The 15,155-nt window shown below is 62.6% G+C and carries 13 protein-coding genes; 10 read left to right on the forward strand and 3 right to left on the reverse strand.

What is annotated here, in order from left to right; genetic code table 11:
• Window positions 1–35 precede the first annotated feature (35 nt).
• Together NT26_RS18625 and NT26_RS18630 are read right to left on the reverse strand one after the other, a co-directional pair.
• Window positions 36–1,439 (reverse strand): aspartate aminotransferase family protein, encoded by a 1,404-nt coding sequence (locus NT26_RS18625; protein ID WP_052640934.1) that lies wholly within the window; start codon window positions 1,437–1,439, stop codon window positions 36–38.
• 14 nt (window positions 1,440–1,453) lie between these two features.
• On the reverse strand, window positions 1,454–2,932 hold the full coding sequence (locus NT26_RS18630; protein WP_052640936.1) for an NAD-dependent succinate-semialdehyde dehydrogenase: 1,479 nt from the start codon (window positions 2,930–2,932) through the stop codon (window positions 1,454–1,456).
• A 116-nt stretch (window positions 2,933–3,048) separates the two neighbouring features.
• On the opposite strand from NT26_RS18630, the gene NT26_RS18635 reads away from it, so the two are divergent.
• On the forward strand, window positions 3,049–3,516 hold the full coding sequence (locus NT26_RS18635) for an Lrp/AsnC family transcriptional regulator (protein WP_052640938.1): 468 nt from the start codon (window positions 3,049–3,051) through the stop codon (window positions 3,514–3,516).
• Between the two features lie 52 nt (window positions 3,517–3,568).
• Here NT26_RS18635 and NT26_RS18640 read toward each other — a convergent pair whose 3' ends face one another.
• A complete protein-coding gene (locus NT26_RS18640) occupies window positions 3,569–4,318 on the reverse strand; it encodes an IclR family transcriptional regulator (RefSeq protein WP_052640940.1) in 750 nt (249 codons plus the stop codon).
• 117 nt (window positions 4,319–4,435) lie between these two features.
• Between NT26_RS18640 and NT26_RS18645 the strand changes: the two genes are divergently transcribed.
• The 9 genes from NT26_RS18645 (at window position 4,436) to NT26_RS18685 (ending at window position 15,126) form a co-directional block, all read left to right on the forward strand.
• Complete coding sequence (locus tag NT26_RS18645; RefSeq protein WP_052640942.1) at window positions 4,436–6,151, forward strand: thiamine pyrophosphate-requiring protein; 1,716 nt, start codon at window positions 4,436–4,438, stop codon at window positions 6,149–6,151.
• 52 nt (window positions 6,152–6,203) lie between these two features.
• Window positions 6,204–7,238 carry a TRAP transporter substrate-binding protein gene (locus NT26_RS18650; RefSeq protein ID WP_052640944.1) on the forward strand — a complete coding sequence of 345 codons (1,035 nt, stop codon included), beginning with the start codon at window positions 6,204–6,206 and terminating at the stop codon, window positions 7,236–7,238.
• Window positions 7,239–7,241: 3 nt separating this feature from the next.
• The gene (locus NT26_RS18655; protein WP_082077770.1) at window positions 7,242–7,769 is read left to right on the forward strand and encodes a TRAP transporter small permease; all 528 of its coding nucleotides are present in this window, start codon (window positions 7,242–7,244) and stop codon (window positions 7,767–7,769) included.
• A gap of 3 nt (window positions 7,770–7,772) precedes the next feature.
• The gene (locus NT26_RS18660; protein WP_052640946.1) at window positions 7,773–9,098 is read left to right on the forward strand and encodes a TRAP transporter large permease; all 1,326 of its coding nucleotides are present in this window, start codon (window positions 7,773–7,775) and stop codon (window positions 9,096–9,098) included.
• 179 nt (window positions 9,099–9,277) lie between these two features.
• Window positions 9,278–9,784, forward strand: coding sequence for a DUF4142 domain-containing protein (locus tag NT26_RS18665; RefSeq protein ID WP_052640948.1), 507 nt, complete (start codon window positions 9,278–9,280; stop codon window positions 9,782–9,784).
• Between the two features lie 187 nt (window positions 9,785–9,971).
• A complete protein-coding gene (locus tag NT26_RS18670) occupies window positions 9,972–11,525 on the forward strand; it encodes an ABC transporter substrate-binding protein (RefSeq protein WP_052640950.1) in 1,554 nt (517 codons plus the stop codon).
• Window positions 11,526–11,585: 60 nt separating this feature from the next.
• Window positions 11,586–12,533 (forward strand): ABC transporter permease, encoded by a 948-nt coding sequence (locus tag NT26_RS18675; RefSeq protein ID WP_052640952.1) that lies wholly within the window; start codon window positions 11,586–11,588, stop codon window positions 12,531–12,533.
• Window positions 12,530–14,326: a dipeptide/oligopeptide/nickel ABC transporter permease/ATP-binding protein gene (locus tag NT26_RS18680; RefSeq protein ID WP_052640954.1), complete on the forward strand. Its 1,797-nt coding sequence runs from the start codon at window positions 12,530–12,532 to the stop codon at window positions 14,324–14,326. Before NT26_RS18675 ends, NT26_RS18680 begins: the two co-directional genes overlap by 4 nt.
• Window positions 14,323–15,126, forward strand: coding sequence for an ATP-binding cassette domain-containing protein (locus tag NT26_RS18685; protein ID WP_052640956.1), 804 nt, complete (start codon window positions 14,323–14,325; stop codon window positions 15,124–15,126). Before NT26_RS18680 ends, NT26_RS18685 begins: the two co-directional genes overlap by 4 nt.
• Window positions 15,127–15,155: the final 29 nt, after the last annotated feature.

Raw genomic sequence — 15,155 nt, forward strand, 5'->3', positions numbered from 1 at the left:
AGTGACCTAAGGCAAAGGCCGTCGATCCGGCTAGGTCAAACGACTTCGCCGGCTCGCACCAGATCGTCCATGACGGCACGAACCGCGGCCTCGGCAATGGAGACGATCTCGTCGACCTCGGCCTTCGTCGTCACCAGCGGCGGTGCGAAGCCAAGGATGTCGCCATGCGGCATGGCGCGGGCGATGAGGCCGCGCTCGCGCGCCGCCTTCGACACGCGTGCTCCGACCGTTAGGTTCGGCTTGAAGCGTGTCTTCTTGTCTCGGTCTGCGACGAACTCGATCGCGCCCATCAGTCCCACGCCGCGTACTTCGCCGACGATCGGAAGCTGTGCGAACTTCGCCTTCAGCTGTTCCTGGAAATAGCTGCCCACCGTGCGGGCATTGCCCGGAAGGTCCTCCTTCTCGACAATGTCGAGGACGGCGTTTGCCGCGGCGGCGCCGATTGGGTGGCCCGAATAGGTATAGCCATGGGAGAATGCGCCGACGCGGTCGGCGCCGTCTTCCAAGACCTTGAACACCTTCTCGCCGACGATTGCCCCCGAGAGCGGGAAATAGGCGGAGGTCAGTCCCTTCGCGACGGTGATCAGGTCGGGTTCGATGCCGTAATGCTGCGATCCGAACATGGAGCCGGTGCGCCCGAAGCCGGTAATGACCTCGTCGGCGATGAGCAGGATGTCGTACTTTCTGAGGACTTTTTGCACTTCCTCCCAATAGCCCTGCGGCGGCGGCGTGATGCCTCCGGTGCCGAGAACGGGTTCGGCGATGAAGGCACCGATAGTATCCGGATCCTCGCGCAGGATCAGAGCCTCGAGCTCATCTGCGCGGCGCCTGGAGAACTCCTGCTCCGTCTCGCCTGCTTCCCCGCCCCAGTAATGGTGTGGTGCTCCGGTATGGAGAATGCCGGCGCGCGGCAGGTCCATGTGGTCGTGATAGAAGCTCATACCGGTCATGGAGCCGGAAACGACGCTGCAGCCGTGATAGCCACGCTCGCGGGAGATGATCTTCTTCTTGTTCGGCTTGCCGCGCAGGTTGCTGTAGTACCAGACGAGCTTGGCCTGGGTCTCGTTGGCGTCCGAGCCGGACATCCCATAGAACACCTTGCTCATCTTGCCCGGTGCCATCTTCACCAGGCGATCGGAGAGGATCGCCAGTTCATCAGTCGTGTGGGCGGCATAGGAGTGGTAATAGGCGAGGCGGTAGGCCTGGCGCGAAATGGCCTCGGCGACTTCCGTCCGGCCGTATCCGACATTGACGCAGTAGAGCCCCGCGAAACCGTCGATCAGTTCCTTGCCGTGTGCATCCTGGATACGGATGCCCTTGCCGGTCTCAACGATGGTCGGGTCGCCCATCTTGCCGGAGGCGAAGTCCTTGAGCTGCGTGAAGGGATGCAGGACCGAGTGGCGGTCCATCTCGGCGATCTGGTTGAGGTTCATGGTCATGGGGGAGGCTCCTTTCATGCAGCGAGGTTGCCGAAGCAGACGTATTTTGCCTCGAGATATTCCAGCAGACCGTGGCGTGATCCCTCACGGCCAAGGCCGGATTGCTTCCAGCCCCCGAAGGGGATCGGCGCGCCGGTGAACTTGGGTGTGTTGACGGCAACCATCCCGTATTCGAGCCGGTCGGTGAGACGCATCGCGCGGCCCAGATCGTTCGTGTAGACATAGGCTGCGAGTGCCATTTCGCTGGCATTGGCACGCGCCAGCACCTCTTTCTCGTCGTCGAAGGGAAGGATCGCGGCCACCGGCCCGAAAGTCTCCTCCCGTGCGATCAGCATGTCGTCGGTGACATCGGCAAGCACGGTGGGCGTGACGAAGTTGCCGCCGAGTGGGCTGTCCTGCCCCCCGCAGACGAGACGGGCGCCGGTTGAAAGAGCCTGCGCGATCTGCTGGCGGCACTTTTCCCCGACCGACGGGCGCGTCATCGGGCCGATATCGACGCCAGGTTCAAGGCCGTGCCCGACGTTAAGCTGGGAGGTCGCCTTCGCGAACTGCTCGACAAAGCGATCGTAGATGCTGCGCTGGACGTAGATGCGATTGGCGGCCAGGCAGTCCTGGCCGGACGTAGCGAATTTCGCCTGGATGCAGTCGCTGACGGATCTGGAAAGTTCGAAATCGTCGAACAGGATGAAGGGGGCATGGCCACCGAGCTCCAGCGAGGCCTTCTTCACCGTCGCGGCGGATTGGGTAAGCAGGAGGCGCCCGACCTCCGTCGAGCCGGTGAACGAAAATGCCCGCACTTCGGTGTTTTCCAGGAGCCGGCGGGCAAGTGGTGCAGCCTCGCCAGTGAGAACCTGGAAGACGCCCGCCGGCACACCGGCCTCCTTGGCGAGCTTGGCCAGGGCCAGCGCCGAAAGCGGCGTCTCGGGCGCGGGCTTGACGATCATCGTGCAGCCGGCCGCGAGAGCGGCGCCGGCCTTGCGGGTGATCATGGCGGAGGGAAAATTCCATGGCGTGATGGCGACGGTGACGCCGAGAGGCTGCATCTGCACCGAAAGGCGGCTGCCGGGCAGATGGCTGGGCATCGTTTCGCCGTAGGCGCGCTCGGCCTCGGCGGCAAACCAGTCGAGGAAATTGGCCGCATAGGAAATCTCGCCCAGGGATTCCGCCAGCGGCTTGCCCTGTTCGCAGGTCATGGTGACGGCAAGGTCCTGCGCGTTCTCCCGCATCAGCCTGGCCCAGGTCCGCAGGATCTCCCCACGTGCAGCCGGCAGCCTGTCGCGCCAGTCGAGGAAGGCGCGTCTCGCTGTTTCCACAGCGGCGTCAGCATCCTGCAGCGAGCAGGCAGCGACGTCGGCGAGAGGTTCCTGTGTCGCCGGATCGATGACGTGCAGGGTCTCGCGGCGCTCCATCCACTCGCCATTTAAGAAGGCGCGGCTTTCGAGCAGATCCGGTCGGCGCAGGTTTTTCAGGGCAGCAATAGCGATGCCTTCCATGGGGCCTCCAGGGGTTTACACGCAGTCTAGTCTCGGACGAAGATCCAGACGCTGCGTCGCCAAGCAAGGCGGTGCAGGAATTCGGCTTACTTCAGCCATAGACGCAGGAATTCTGCATGACCCCGCTTGATAGAGCTGACCGGGCTCTGCTTGAAGCCGTTCAGAAGAACAACCGACTGACGTCGGACGAACTGGCGCAGATCGTCAATCTTTCACCGACTGCCTGCCAGCGGCGATTGAAGCGGTTGCGTGAGGAAGGCGTGATCGAGGCCGACGTATCCATCGTTTCGCCCAAGGCCGCCGGACGCGGCATCACGATGATCGTCCTCGTCTCCCTTGAACGCGAACGGGCGGACATCGTCGACCGGTTCAAGGCCGCGATCCGGGCCACGAAGGAAGTGATGATCGGCTATTATGTCACCGGAGATGCAGACTTCATCCTGGTCATCACCGCGAAGGACATGGAGGACTATGAAGCCTTCACCCGCCGGTTCTTCTACGAGAACCACGACATCAAGGGGTTCAAGACCATGGTCGTGATGGACCGCGTGAAAGCCGGTTTTGCCTTCCCGATCTCTGACTGACCGCTGCACTCCGGGTGCCAAATGAAAGCGCTAGCTTACGCCTGCAGACCAATCAGAGAACTTGTCTGATCTTGGCGGCGGTCGATTGCAGGAGTGGCAGGAGGCTTGCCAGGCGGTCGGCAGTCAGGCGGGCGGACGGTCCGAATATGGAAATGCCCGCCACCATGTGGCCGGCCGCTGTCTTGACTGGGACGGCGATGGCCGAGAGCCCCGTCTCTCGCTCGCCGTAGTTCGTGGCAAAGCCTTGTCGGCGGATGGTTTCCAGCTCCTGTGACAGAACGTCAGGATCAGAGACGGTGTCTGCCGAAAGCGGCGCCAGATCCGTGGCGTTCAGGTAGCTTTTGAGCATGGCCGGCTCGGACATGGCCAGCCACAGCTTGCCGTTGGCTGTCGCATAAGCCTCCATGCGGGCGCCAACGCGCGCATTGAAGCTGAAGGTCTGGTCGGAATGGGCGGCCGCGATGCAGGTGATGACCGACCCATCGAAGGTCGTTGCCATTGCACCTTCCTTGGTCTCGGCGGCCAGCCCATTGAGAAAGGGCTGAATCTGGGCTGCCAGGCGGCTGAAGCTCTTGGCCCTTTCTCCGTAGTCGATCAGCTTGCTTCCAAGTCGGTACTGGCCCTTTCGGGGTGAGGTCAGCAAGCCCGCTTCGGCCAGCGTTCGCAAGAGCCGATGAGCCGTGATGCCGTTCATATCCCCAAGTTCAGCCACATCTCGTGCTGTCAGTTCCTGCCTCTTGTCGTCGAAAAGGTCGAGGATGCTGACTGCCTTGAGGATCGAGTTGTTGAGGGGCGTACTCATGGGGTCCTGACCGTTCCTGCAAACTTGCTGGAAGCTGCTTGACAGAACGTGCAAAACAGCGTGATATTGAAATTAGTATTTCATCATGTGAAATGTCAAGCAGATCGGAGGGCTTGGGTGGATGCGTTGAGGAGTGGCGATGGGCAGGTGGTAGCCGGCAGTGTTATCTTCAGCCGGCTGAAGACGCTTGGCGTCGACTACGTGTTCGCAAATTCCGGGACTGATTTCCCGCCCATCATCGAGGGCCTGGCCGAAGCCGCAGCGTCTGGCGTTGCGCTGCCGCAGGCCATCACCATTCCGCATGAGCATGCAGCCATGGGCATGGCCCATGGCTATTATTTCCTGTCCGGCAAGGCGCAGGCCGTCATCCTGCACACCAATGTCGGCCTCGCCAACGGCGCGATCGGTGCGCTCAATGCGGCCACGGATCACGTTCCGATGCTTCTCATGTCAGGCCGGACACCGACCGTGGAGAAAGGCCGCTTCGGTGCGCGTACGGTTCCGATCGGCTGGGGTCAGGAGATGCGCGATCAGACCGCACTCGTGCGGGAGGCCGCCAAGTGGGACTACGAACTGCGGTTTCCCGAGCAGGTCCCGGACATGCTGGACCGCGGCCACGCCATTGCGAACTCCACGCCGAAGGGTCCGGTCTATCTCAGCCTGCCGCGCGAAGTCCTGAGCGAGACGATCGATGCATCCGCAACCGCCGCAACGCCGACGATGATGCCCGCGCGCGTCGAAGCCTCGGCGAGCGATATTAGTCAGGCGGCGGAATGGCTGGTGGGTGCGAGGAAGCCGGTCATCTTCGTGCAACGCGGTGCAGGTGACGCCGAGGGCTTCGCAGCGCTTTCGCGATTGGCAGACGGCTTCTCCATTCCCGTGGTCCATTACTGGGCGACGCAGATCGGCCTGCCGACCAGTCATCCCATGTGGGCAGGGGCCGATCCGGCTCCGTGGCTTAAGGACGCGGATGTCGTCCTTGTCATAGACGCGCTGGCGCCGTGGATGCCGGAGATCCATTCGCCGCGGCCCGATGCGAAGATCATTCATCTCGGCCCCAACCCGCTCTTCAGCCGCTTCCCGGTGCGCAACTTCCGCTCCGATCTCTCGATCGCGACGGAAACCTCGCCCGGTCTGGTCGCGCTGGCCGCTGCGATGGAAAAGCTGGGTGATCCCGATCCGGCGGGCCGTGAAGTGCGGGCGAGGCCCTTGCGGACAAGACTGACACAGCAGCGCGAAACGGAGATTGCCGTTGCGCGCGACGAAGACGGGCCGCGGATGACGAAGGTCCATGTGGCCTGGTGCCTGTCCGAAGCCTTGAAGGCACATGAGGCGACAGTGCTGTCCGAACTCGGATGTCCGCTCGCTCCGATGACGCTTGATCACGCGCAGGCATGGTACCAGGAACCGCATTCCGGCGGCCTTGGCTGGTCTCTGCCCTGCGCAATGGGAATGAAGCTTGCTCAACCCGACAGACTGGTGGTCGCGACGCTGGGCGACGGATCCTACATGTTCGCCAATCCCGTGGCCTGCCATCAGATCATGGAAGCCTACGATATTCCCGTGCTGATCCTGATCCTCAACAATGCGGAATGGGGAGCGGTGCGGCAATCTGTTGCGATGATGTATCCGGACGGCTATGCGGCAAAAGCAAACCAGATGCCATTGACCGGGCTTTCGCCCAGTCCGGATTTCACCAAGATTGCCGAAGCCAGCAATGCATGGGGACGGAAGGTCACGGAACGTGCCGATCTGCCTGCGGCCCTGGAGGCTGCGGTCATGGCGGTGATGCAGAACAAGCGCACCGCACTGCTAGACATACAGGTGGCGTGATAACATGCCGGCAATGCCGGCGCTTCAGAGGCTAAACAGGGAGGAAATGCCAATGAAAACCTTGAAGACACTGCTGGTGGCGGCCATGGCCACGACCGCGTTGAGCGCTTCGGCGCTCGCGCAGGAATTTACCCTCAAACTCCATCATTTCTTGGGCCCAAAATCGCCCGCCCAAACCCAGATGCTGGAGCCCTGGGCGAAGTCGATCGAGGAAGCCAGCGGCGGCAAGGTCAAGATCGAGATCTACCCGTCGATGTCGCTCGGCGGCGCCCCTCCGGAACTGATCAGCCAGGTTCGCGATGGCGTCGTTGACCTCATCTGGACGGTCAATGGCTACACGCCGGGGCTCTTCCCGCGCACGGAAGTCTTCGAACTTCCCTTCATCCACACCAATGACATCAAGGCGACCAATCTGGCAATTCGCGCGATGTTCGACGAGCACCTTGCCGAAGAGTACAAGGGCGTGAAGGTGATGTTCCTGCACAGCCATGCAGGCCAGGCCATCCAGATGGTCAAGGACGAAGTCCGCAAGCCGGAGGATCTGGCCGGGAAGAAGATGCGCATTCCAACCCGCACCGGCGCATGGGTCATCGAAGCCCTCGGCGCGGCGCCGGCCGCCATGCCGGTTCCGGATATCCCGCAGGCCTTCTCCAAGGGCGTGGTCGACGGTGCCTTGATCCCGTGGGAGATCATCCCGGCCCTGAAGCTCCAGGATCAGACCGAATATCAGGTCGAGGGTCACGACATGACCCGCTTCGGCACCACGATCTTCCAGGTCTCGATGAACCTGGACAAGTGGAACTCGCTGCCCGAGGATGTCCAGAAGGCATTCATCGATAACTCCAACGAGGAGTGGCTGGCGAAGGCGGCCGATATCTGGCGGAAGATCGACGACGGCGGCATCAAGGTCGCGACCGACGCCGGCAACACCCACATCCAGCTGACCGAGGAAGAGACCCAAGCCTTCCAGACGGTTCTTGAGCCGGTCGTTGATCGCTGGGTCAAGGAGGTCGATGGCAAGGGGATCGACGGCGCGACCCTGGTGAGCAAGGCCCGGGAATTGATCTCGGCCAATTCGGCCAAGTAGACGATGGCGATCGGACGAGCCGGCAACATGGGGGTGGGGCTGAAAGGCCTCACCCACCGCATCATCACCGCCTGGGCGCTCGCCGGTGGCGTCGTCATTCTCCTGGTGGTAGCCATTCAGACGATCAGCGTCATCACGGGTGCGTTCGGCAACCCGTTACCGGGAGACTTCGAACTGACCGAGCTGGGTGTGGCGGTCGGTGTCTTCTGTTTCCTGCCGTACTGTCAGTTGACCGATGCCAACGTCACCGCGGATATCTTCACATCCGGATTGAAGCAGCGTTCGCGTGCGGTGCTGATCTTGCTCTCCGCGCTCGTGGCGCTGGTATTCGCCGCCATCATGGCGTGGAGAACCTGGATCGGAACCCTCGACCAGTTCGAGTATGACTATCAGACGGCTATCCTGCAGATCCCGATCGGCTACGCTTTCATCCCGATCGTCATCTCCCTCCTGCTCCTTGTCCTGGCGTCGGTGGTGACGCTGGCTGAGAGCTATCGCGACATCGCTCACCCACAGCAGGAACGTATTTAACGCATGGATCAGAGTCTCCTACTCGGGCTTGTGGGCCTTGCAGCGCTTGTCATCCTGATCGGCATACGGATGCCGATCGCCTATGCGATGATCCTTGTCGGCGCGCTTGGGACCGTCGCCCTGAACGGCCACGCGGTGCTTCTCAACCAGTTGAAGACGCTCGGTTTCAGCCAGTTCTCCAAATATGACATGTCGGTCATCCCGATGTTCGTGCTGATGGGCTACATCGCCACCCGGGCTGGCCTGTCGCAGGACCTATTCCGCGCCGCCAACGCCTGGTTCGGGCGTATGCGCGGTGGCGTCGCAATGTCTGCCATTGCCGCCTGCGCGGGGTTCGGCGCCGTCTGCGGTTCATCGCTGGCGACGGCCACCACCATGGGCCAGGTGGCCCTTCCCGAGCTGAAGCGGTACCGCTATTCCGGCGCGTTGGCGACCGGCACGCTGGCGGCTGGCGGCCTTCTGGGAATCCTGATCCCGCCTTCGGTCGTTCTTGTCGTCTATGCGGTCATTGTCGAGGCGAATATCGTCTCCATGTTCGCCGCCGCACTGTTCCCCGGTTTGATTGCCGTCGTGATCTTCATCCTGGTGATCGCAATCTACGTGCGGGTCGTGCCGGATTCCGGTCCGGCCGGAGACAGGATTTCCTGGTCGGAGTGGATTTCGGCCACCTTGGGGGTCGTTCCCGTTCTCGGCATCTTCGTCATCGTCATCGGTGGCATCTATGTCGGCTTCTACAATCCGACTCCGGCTGCGGCCGTCGGTGTCGCCCTGGTGGCGCTCTACGGGTCAATCAGGCGTGGCGTGCGCCTGTCCGATTATCGCTGGGCGCTGCTGGAGACGGCGAAAACCAGCGGGATGATTTATCTGATCCTGTTCGGTGCCGAACTCCTGAAGATCTTCATGTCCCGGGGCGGCGTGCCCCAGGCTGCGGCAGAGATGATGGTCAATTCCGGTCTCTCGCCGATGGTGATCCTCATCCTGCTGCTTCTGGCGCTGATCGTCCTGGGCTGCCTCATGGATTCGATGTCGATGATCCTGCTGGTCATGCCCTTCTTCTGGCCGGTGGTGAGCGAACTCGACTTCGGCATGCCGACAGAGGACGTGAAGATCTGGTTCGGCGTCCTGGCGCTGATCGTCGTGGAACTCGGATTGATAACGCCGCCTGTGGGGATGAACGTGTTTGTCATCAGTTCGCTGGCGAAGGACGTGCCGATGAGCCAGACGTTCAAGGGTGTGGCCCCGTTCTTCCTGGGCGAGCTTGTGCGGCTGGCACTGTTGATTGCCTTTCCGGTGATCTCGCTCTGGCTGCCACGGCTGATCTCCGGCTGAACCGGCCTCTTTCGGTCGAGCGGCCCCATCGACATAGCCATGATCAGTAGCGCCGAAACGCTCGCTGGCGGAGGCTGTGCCCATTGATGGAACTTCGGAGGGTCGATCCGGTTTGCTCCGTGCGCCTGCGCCTTGGATCGCGGGCGCGATGGCGATCGGTCCCAACGGAAGGTATTCGGATGTACAGGTCGCTCCCCGGCATATTGATGCTTGTCCTGCTGTTCCTGCCGGCTGGCCTCGCGCCGGCTTTTGTCCAGCAGGACGAGAAGCGGATGTTCGCGGACCGTCTGACCAGCCTGAGCAACTTCGTGCTGAAGTCGGCAGAGGTTGCGGCGTCTCGCGGACAGGAGGAATTCGTCAAGACCTTCGCCCAGACGGTAACGGATCAGATGCGGCAGGGGTTTGGGGTGGAGCTTGTGGAGGCGATCAGACAGGAGGGCCTGGATCCCTCGCCGGAACTGTCTCAGGAATATCAGAATAAGCTTCAGGCTCTCGAGACGGCAGCAGAGGAGCAGTTCAGCAACGCCTATTTCTCGGCCCAGGTGTTGGCGCTCGAAAGCATGATCCAGCTGATCGAGGAGTATCAGCAGACCGGACAGGACGGAGCGCTGAAGGCCTTCGCCGCCAACCACGTGGGTGGACTCAGGACCCTATATATCCGCGCGCAAGAATTCTCCGTCCCCTAGCGGCCATCATGGTCGCGCCGGCTTTCCTTGGCGAACTGGTCTGGCAACACCCAAAAGCGACAATTCGAGTTGGCGGCGCGCTCGCGGCGGTGGTTCCGTCGGCCGCCCGTGCACGCTTCAGCCTTGCCATCGGGGATCCCGGGGTTAAGTTACCTGCCAAACGGGCCAAATCGAAAGGATCTTCCCCATGAAGAGGCTGTTTCACCGCGCGGCCGTTGTCGCCGTGCTTGCGCTGTTTGGCGTTTCGGCGGCAGCGCAGACACCCCCGAATGTTCTGGTCGTCGGACAGATCGCCGAGCCGAAGTCGCTCGATCCTCATGCGGTTACTGCAACGAATGACTTCCGTATCCTGGTCAACCTTTATGACGGGCTCGTCCGTTACAAGGATGGGACCCTCGAGGTGGAGCCCGCGCTGGCGGAGAGCTGGACGATCTCCGATGACGGGAAGACCTATACCTTCAAGCTCCGGCAAGGCGTTACGTTCCATGACGGCTCTGCGTTCAATGCCGAGGCGGTGAAGTTCAACTTCGACCGGATGCTGAAGGACGACCATCCCTTCCACGATACGGGACCTTTCCCGCTGTCCTTCAATTTCTCGGCTGTCGAGGCGGTCAACGTCATCGACGACAGCACCGTCGAGTTCAAGCTGAACGAACCCTTCGCGCCCTTCTTGTCCAACCTCGCCTATCCGACAGGCCTGATCGTCTCGCCGGCCGCGGTGGAGCAGCATGGCAAGGATTTCGGACGCAATCCGTCGGGAACCGGGCCGTTCAAGTTCGCAGAGTGGAAGTCCAACCAACTCGTGGCTGCTGAACGCAACAACGATTATTGGGACGGCGCTCCGGCGCTGGAGGCAGTTGTCTTTCGACCGATCACCGATGCCAACACGCGCATCGCGGAAATGATGGCAGGCGGCATCGACATCATGGTGGAAGTGCCGCCGGACAACCTGGCGTCATTCCGCTCCGACGCCAACCTGAATGTTGTGGAGCAGGCCGGCCCGCATGTGTGGTTCGCCATCCTCAACACCAAGGAGGGCCCGTTCGCCGACAAGCTTGTCCGGCAGGCTGCGAACTATGCCGTCAACAAGGAAACCCTCGTCAACGATGTGCTTCAGGGCACCGCCACCGTTGCCGCGGGGCCGATCCCGCCCGCCTTCAATTGGGTCGAAAGCTCTGTGGAGCCCTACCCACACGACCCGGAGCGAGCGAAGCAGCTGCTCGCCGAGGCAGGCGTCGAAAATCCGAAGATCACCTTCTACGTGACCGAGGGCGGGTCGGGAATGCTCAACCCCGTCACCATGGGGGCCGCCATACAGGCGGACCTGCAGGCCGTCGGCTTTGATGTCGCCATCGAGAGCTACGAATGGAATACGTTCCTGGGGCGGGTGAACGAAGGGCTGGAAGGCAAGGCCGACATGGCTGAGATGGCCTGGATGACCAACGACCCCGACACGGTGCCCTATCTGACGCTTCGCACCGAGGCCTCGCCGGAGTATGGTGGCTTCAACTCCGGCTACTATTCCAACCCGGAGGTTGACGAGCTGCTGGCCAAGGCCCGGACCTCCACCGACCAGGCTGAGCGTGCCGAGCTTTATGCGAAAGTGCAGGAGATCGTCCATGAGGATGCGCCCTGGCTCTTCGTTGCCAACTGGGTTCAGAACGCGGTGACGACCGCAGCCGTGCAAGGCTTCAAGCTCCAGCCGTCGTTCCTGCTGCACCTGAAGGACGTCACCAAGTAGCAGTCCCTGCCTTTGCCGGTCCCCGGACGGGGACCGGCGAAACCTTTTCGGAGGCTGCTCATGCCTGCCTATGTCGCCAAGCGGCTGCTTTCGGTCTTTCCCGTTCTACTCGGCCTCTCCGTCATCGTCTTCCTGGTGATGTCGATGATCCCCGGCGATCCGGCGACTGCCATACTCGGCGCCTATGCCACCCCGGAAAATGTAGAGCGCATCAATCGTGATCTTGGGCTCGATAAGCCGTTGGTGCAGCAGTACTTCATCTGGATCGGGAATGTCCTCCAGGGAGATTTCGGTCGCTCCTTCGCCCTCAATCGTCCTGTCCTCGACGAGGTGCTGGAACGGTTCCAGGCGACGCTTGCCCTTGCCGGCGTGTCGCTCATCCTCTGCTCGGTCATCGGCCTTCTCGCAGGTGTCGTCTCGGCGGTCCGCCAGTTCGGCTGGGCCGACAGGGTGATCACCTTCCTGGTGCTCGCCGGCATATCCATGCCGTCCTTCTGGCTCGGCCTGATCCTCATTCTGCTATTCGCTGTGAAGTGGCGGTTGCTGCCGGCAAGCGGCATGTATGCGATTTATGGAGGCGGTGACCTGAAGGACCTTCTGCTCCATCTGATCCTGCCCGCAGCAACCCTTGCCGTTGTCGCCGCCGGTGTCATCGCCAGGCTGACGCGCGCTGCCATGCTGGAGGTGCTCCGCCAGGATTTCGTGCGCACCGCGCGTGCCAAGGGGGTACCGGAACGGCAGGTCATCTACCGCCACGCCTTTCGTGCCGCGCTCGTCAGCGTCATCCCGGTCATCGGGATCCAGGCCGGCTTCGTGCTCGGCGGCGCCGTCTACATCGAAACGGTCTTCCAGTGGCCCGGGATCGGCGCCATGCTCGTCAACGCGATCTCCACGCGCGACATACTCCTGGTCCAGGGCGGGGTGCTCGTCGTCGCAGCGAGCTATGTCCTCTTCAACCTCGCGGCGGACATTCTGCAAACTATGCTTGACCCAAGGATCCGCTCATGACCGACAGTCTGATGGTGGTGCCGGCGCCGAAGGCGGGGTCGCAGCGCATTTCCTCCTGGAGCCTGCTCCTCAATAACCGACTTGCGGCCATCGGGCTGTGCCTGCTGGGGATGCTCGTGCTGGTCGCGCTCCTGGCACCGATCCTTCCGCTGCCCGATCCGAATGCGACGGCGCCCGCGGAGCGGCTGCGACCGGTCCTCGCCGAGGGCCACTTTCTGGGCACGGACGAGTTGGGGCGCGACATCCTCAGCCGCCTCATCTGGGGCAGTCGCGTTTCCATGACCGTCGGCTTTTCGGCGACGCTGGTCGCGGCGGTGATCGGTTCGGCAATCGGCCTCGTCTCCGGCTATGCGGGCGGCCGCACCGACAACCTAATGATGCGCGGCATCGACATGCTGATGGCCTTTCCTTACATCCTTCTGGCGCTTGCAATCGTTGCGGTGCTCGGGCCAGGGCTGATGAACGCGCTCTACGCGATCGCAGTCGTCAACATCCCCTTCTTCGCCCGCAACGTCCGGGGCGTCACCCAGGCATTGTCGCATGCGGAGTTTGTCGATGCAGCACGTCTGTCCGGCAAGGGTCATGTCTCCATCCTTTCGACCGAGATCCTCCCCAATGTCCTGCCGGTGATCGTCATCACCATGTCGACGACCGCAGGATGGATGATCCTGGAAACGGCAGGCCTCAGCTTCCTCGGCCTCGGCGCCCAACCGCCCCAGGCGGACCTAGGCTCGATGCTCGGCGAAGGCAGGGCGCAGCTCTTCACGGCGCCGCATGTCTCCGTCGTTCCGGGGGTGATGATCTTCCTGATCGTCATCAGCTTGAACGTCCTAGGTGACGGCATCCGCGACGTGCTTGACCCACGTCTGCGATCGGGTGCGCTTCTTCGCCCGGGACCGCGCACGACAGTCGATCCCGCTCGCGCAAGGCCGCCGTCCGGCAAGCCGGATGCCGTTCTGGATGTCCAGGGGCTGGAAACAGGCTTCACCCGCAACGGGCACTATTCGGCCGCAGTTAAGGACGTCTCGCTTCACCTTCGGCCGGGCGAGTGCCTGGGATTGATCGGCGAGAGCGGGTCGGGCAAGAGCGTGACGGCACTGTCTGTCATGGGGCTCGTGAATTCTCCGCCCGGAATCATTCGCAACGGCGCAATCTACCTCCATGGGGAGGACGTCCTCGCCATGCCGGAGACGAAGCTGATTGCCTGCAGTGGAAGCCGGGTTGCCTATATCTTCCAGGATCCGCTGACGACGCTGCATCCGATGCATCCCATCGGCCGGCAGGTGGAGGAGGCGATCGCCGCCCATCAGAGGCTGGACCGCCGTTCCCTTCAGGAGCGCAGCATCGCGCTTCTCGAGCGGGTCGGCATTCCGGAGGCCGGCGAGCGGGCAAGGCATTTCCCCCATCAGCTTTCCGGCGGGCAGCGCCAGCGGGTCGGCATTGCCATGGCGCTCGCGAATGATCCGGATGTCATCATTGCCGACGAGCCGACCACGGCGCTGGATGTCACGGTCCAGGCGCAGATCCTCGATCTGCTAAGGGACCTGCAGAAGGAAAGGCGCATGGCGCTTCTGTTCATCACCCATGATTTCGGCGTGGTGGCGGAGATATGCGACCGCGTCGCCGTGATGAAGGACGGTGCGGTGGTGGAGATGGGCGAAACACGGGCCTTGCTGGCCAATCCCCAGCACGATTACACGAAGCGGCTGATCGCCTGCGTTCCGGAGATCGGGCAGGGAAAGACCTTCCTGGAACGCGTATCGGTACTCTTCCGGCCGGAGAACCGCGCATGACGGAGAAGGCGCTCGAGGTTCGCCACCTGATCAAGACCTTCGGAGGCGGTCGTTCGCTGTTCGGCGGCAGGCGCCACATGGTGACGGCGGTGGACCGTGTCTCGCTCGCGCTGCGGAGCGGAGAGACGCTTGCGGTTGTGGGCGAAAGCGGCTCGGGCAAGAGCACGCTCGCCCGTATGCTGGTTGGGCTCGAACAGCCGACCGCGGGCGACATGATGATTGCGGGTCAAGACGCGGGTAAATTGCGTCGGCAGGGTGCGCGCGCCTTCGGTAAGGTTGTCCAATACGTCTTCCAGGACCCGGTCGCCTCGCTCAACCCGCGCAAGACGATCGGCGAGATCCTGGAGACGCCGTTGAAACTGCTGAGCGGCTACGGCGCAGACAAGCGGCGGGCGCGGATGGCGGACCTCATGGATGCGGTCCAGATGCCGGCCGACACCCTGAGCCGCTATCCTCACGAGTTCTCGGGCGGACAGGCGCAGCGTATCGCCATTGCACGGTCGCTCGCGGCCGAGGCGCAGATCCTCATCCTGGACGAGCCGGTCAGCGCCCTCGATGTCTCTGTGCAGGCGCAGGTCCTGCTGCTCCTGCAGGAGTTGAAGCAGAAGTTCGGCCTGTCCTACCTGTTCATCAGCCACGACCTCGCGGTGGTGGAGGCGATAGCCGACCGGGTCGCCGTCATGCGCTCGGGACGGGTGGTGGAACAGGGGCCCGTGGAGGCCCTGTTCGGCAGCCCGCAGGATGCCTACACCCGGCAGTTGATCGGCAGCGCCCCGAGGATGCGCAGGACCGACCCCTGAGGCCTCAGGCAACTGTGTTACCGCGGTTG

Source organism: Pseudorhizobium banfieldiae, from assembly GCF_000967425.1.
Taxonomy (GTDB): Bacteria; Pseudomonadota; Alphaproteobacteria; order Rhizobiales; family Rhizobiaceae; genus Neorhizobium; species Neorhizobium banfieldiae.

Coding starts and splice junctions, on each gene's coding strand:
- NT26_RS18625 (WP_052640934.1), bottom strand. CDS start 1,439: ATGACCATGAACCTCAACCAGATCGCCGAGATGGACCGCCACTCGGTC.
- NT26_RS18630 (WP_052640936.1), bottom strand. CDS start 2,932: ATGGAAGGCATCGCTATTGCTGCCCTGAAAAACCTGCGCCGACCGGAT.
- NT26_RS18635 (WP_052640938.1), top strand. CDS start 3,049: ATGACCCCGCTTGATAGAGCTGACCGGGCTCTGCTTGAAGCCGTTCAG.
- NT26_RS18640 (WP_052640940.1), bottom strand. CDS start 4,318: ATGAGTACGCCCCTCAACAACTCGATCCTCAAGGCAGTCAGCATCCTC.
- NT26_RS18650 (WP_052640944.1), top strand. CDS start 6,204: ATGAAAACCTTGAAGACACTGCTGGTGGCGGCCATGGCCACGACCGCG.
- NT26_RS18655 (WP_082077770.1), top strand. CDS start 7,242: ATGGCGATCGGACGAGCCGGCAACATGGGGGTGGGGCTGAAAGGCCTC.
- NT26_RS18660 (WP_052640946.1), top strand. CDS start 7,773: ATGGATCAGAGTCTCCTACTCGGGCTTGTGGGCCTTGCAGCGCTTGTC.
- NT26_RS18665 (WP_052640948.1), top strand. CDS start 9,278: ATGTACAGGTCGCTCCCCGGCATATTGATGCTTGTCCTGCTGTTCCTG.
- NT26_RS18670 (WP_052640950.1), top strand. CDS start 9,972: ATGAAGAGGCTGTTTCACCGCGCGGCCGTTGTCGCCGTGCTTGCGCTG.
- NT26_RS18675 (WP_052640952.1), top strand. CDS start 11,586: ATGCCTGCCTATGTCGCCAAGCGGCTGCTTTCGGTCTTTCCCGTTCTA.
- NT26_RS18680 (WP_052640954.1), top strand. CDS start 12,530: ATGACCGACAGTCTGATGGTGGTGCCGGCGCCGAAGGCGGGGTCGCAG.
- NT26_RS18685 (WP_052640956.1), top strand. CDS start 14,323: ATGACGGAGAAGGCGCTCGAGGTTCGCCACCTGATCAAGACCTTCGGA.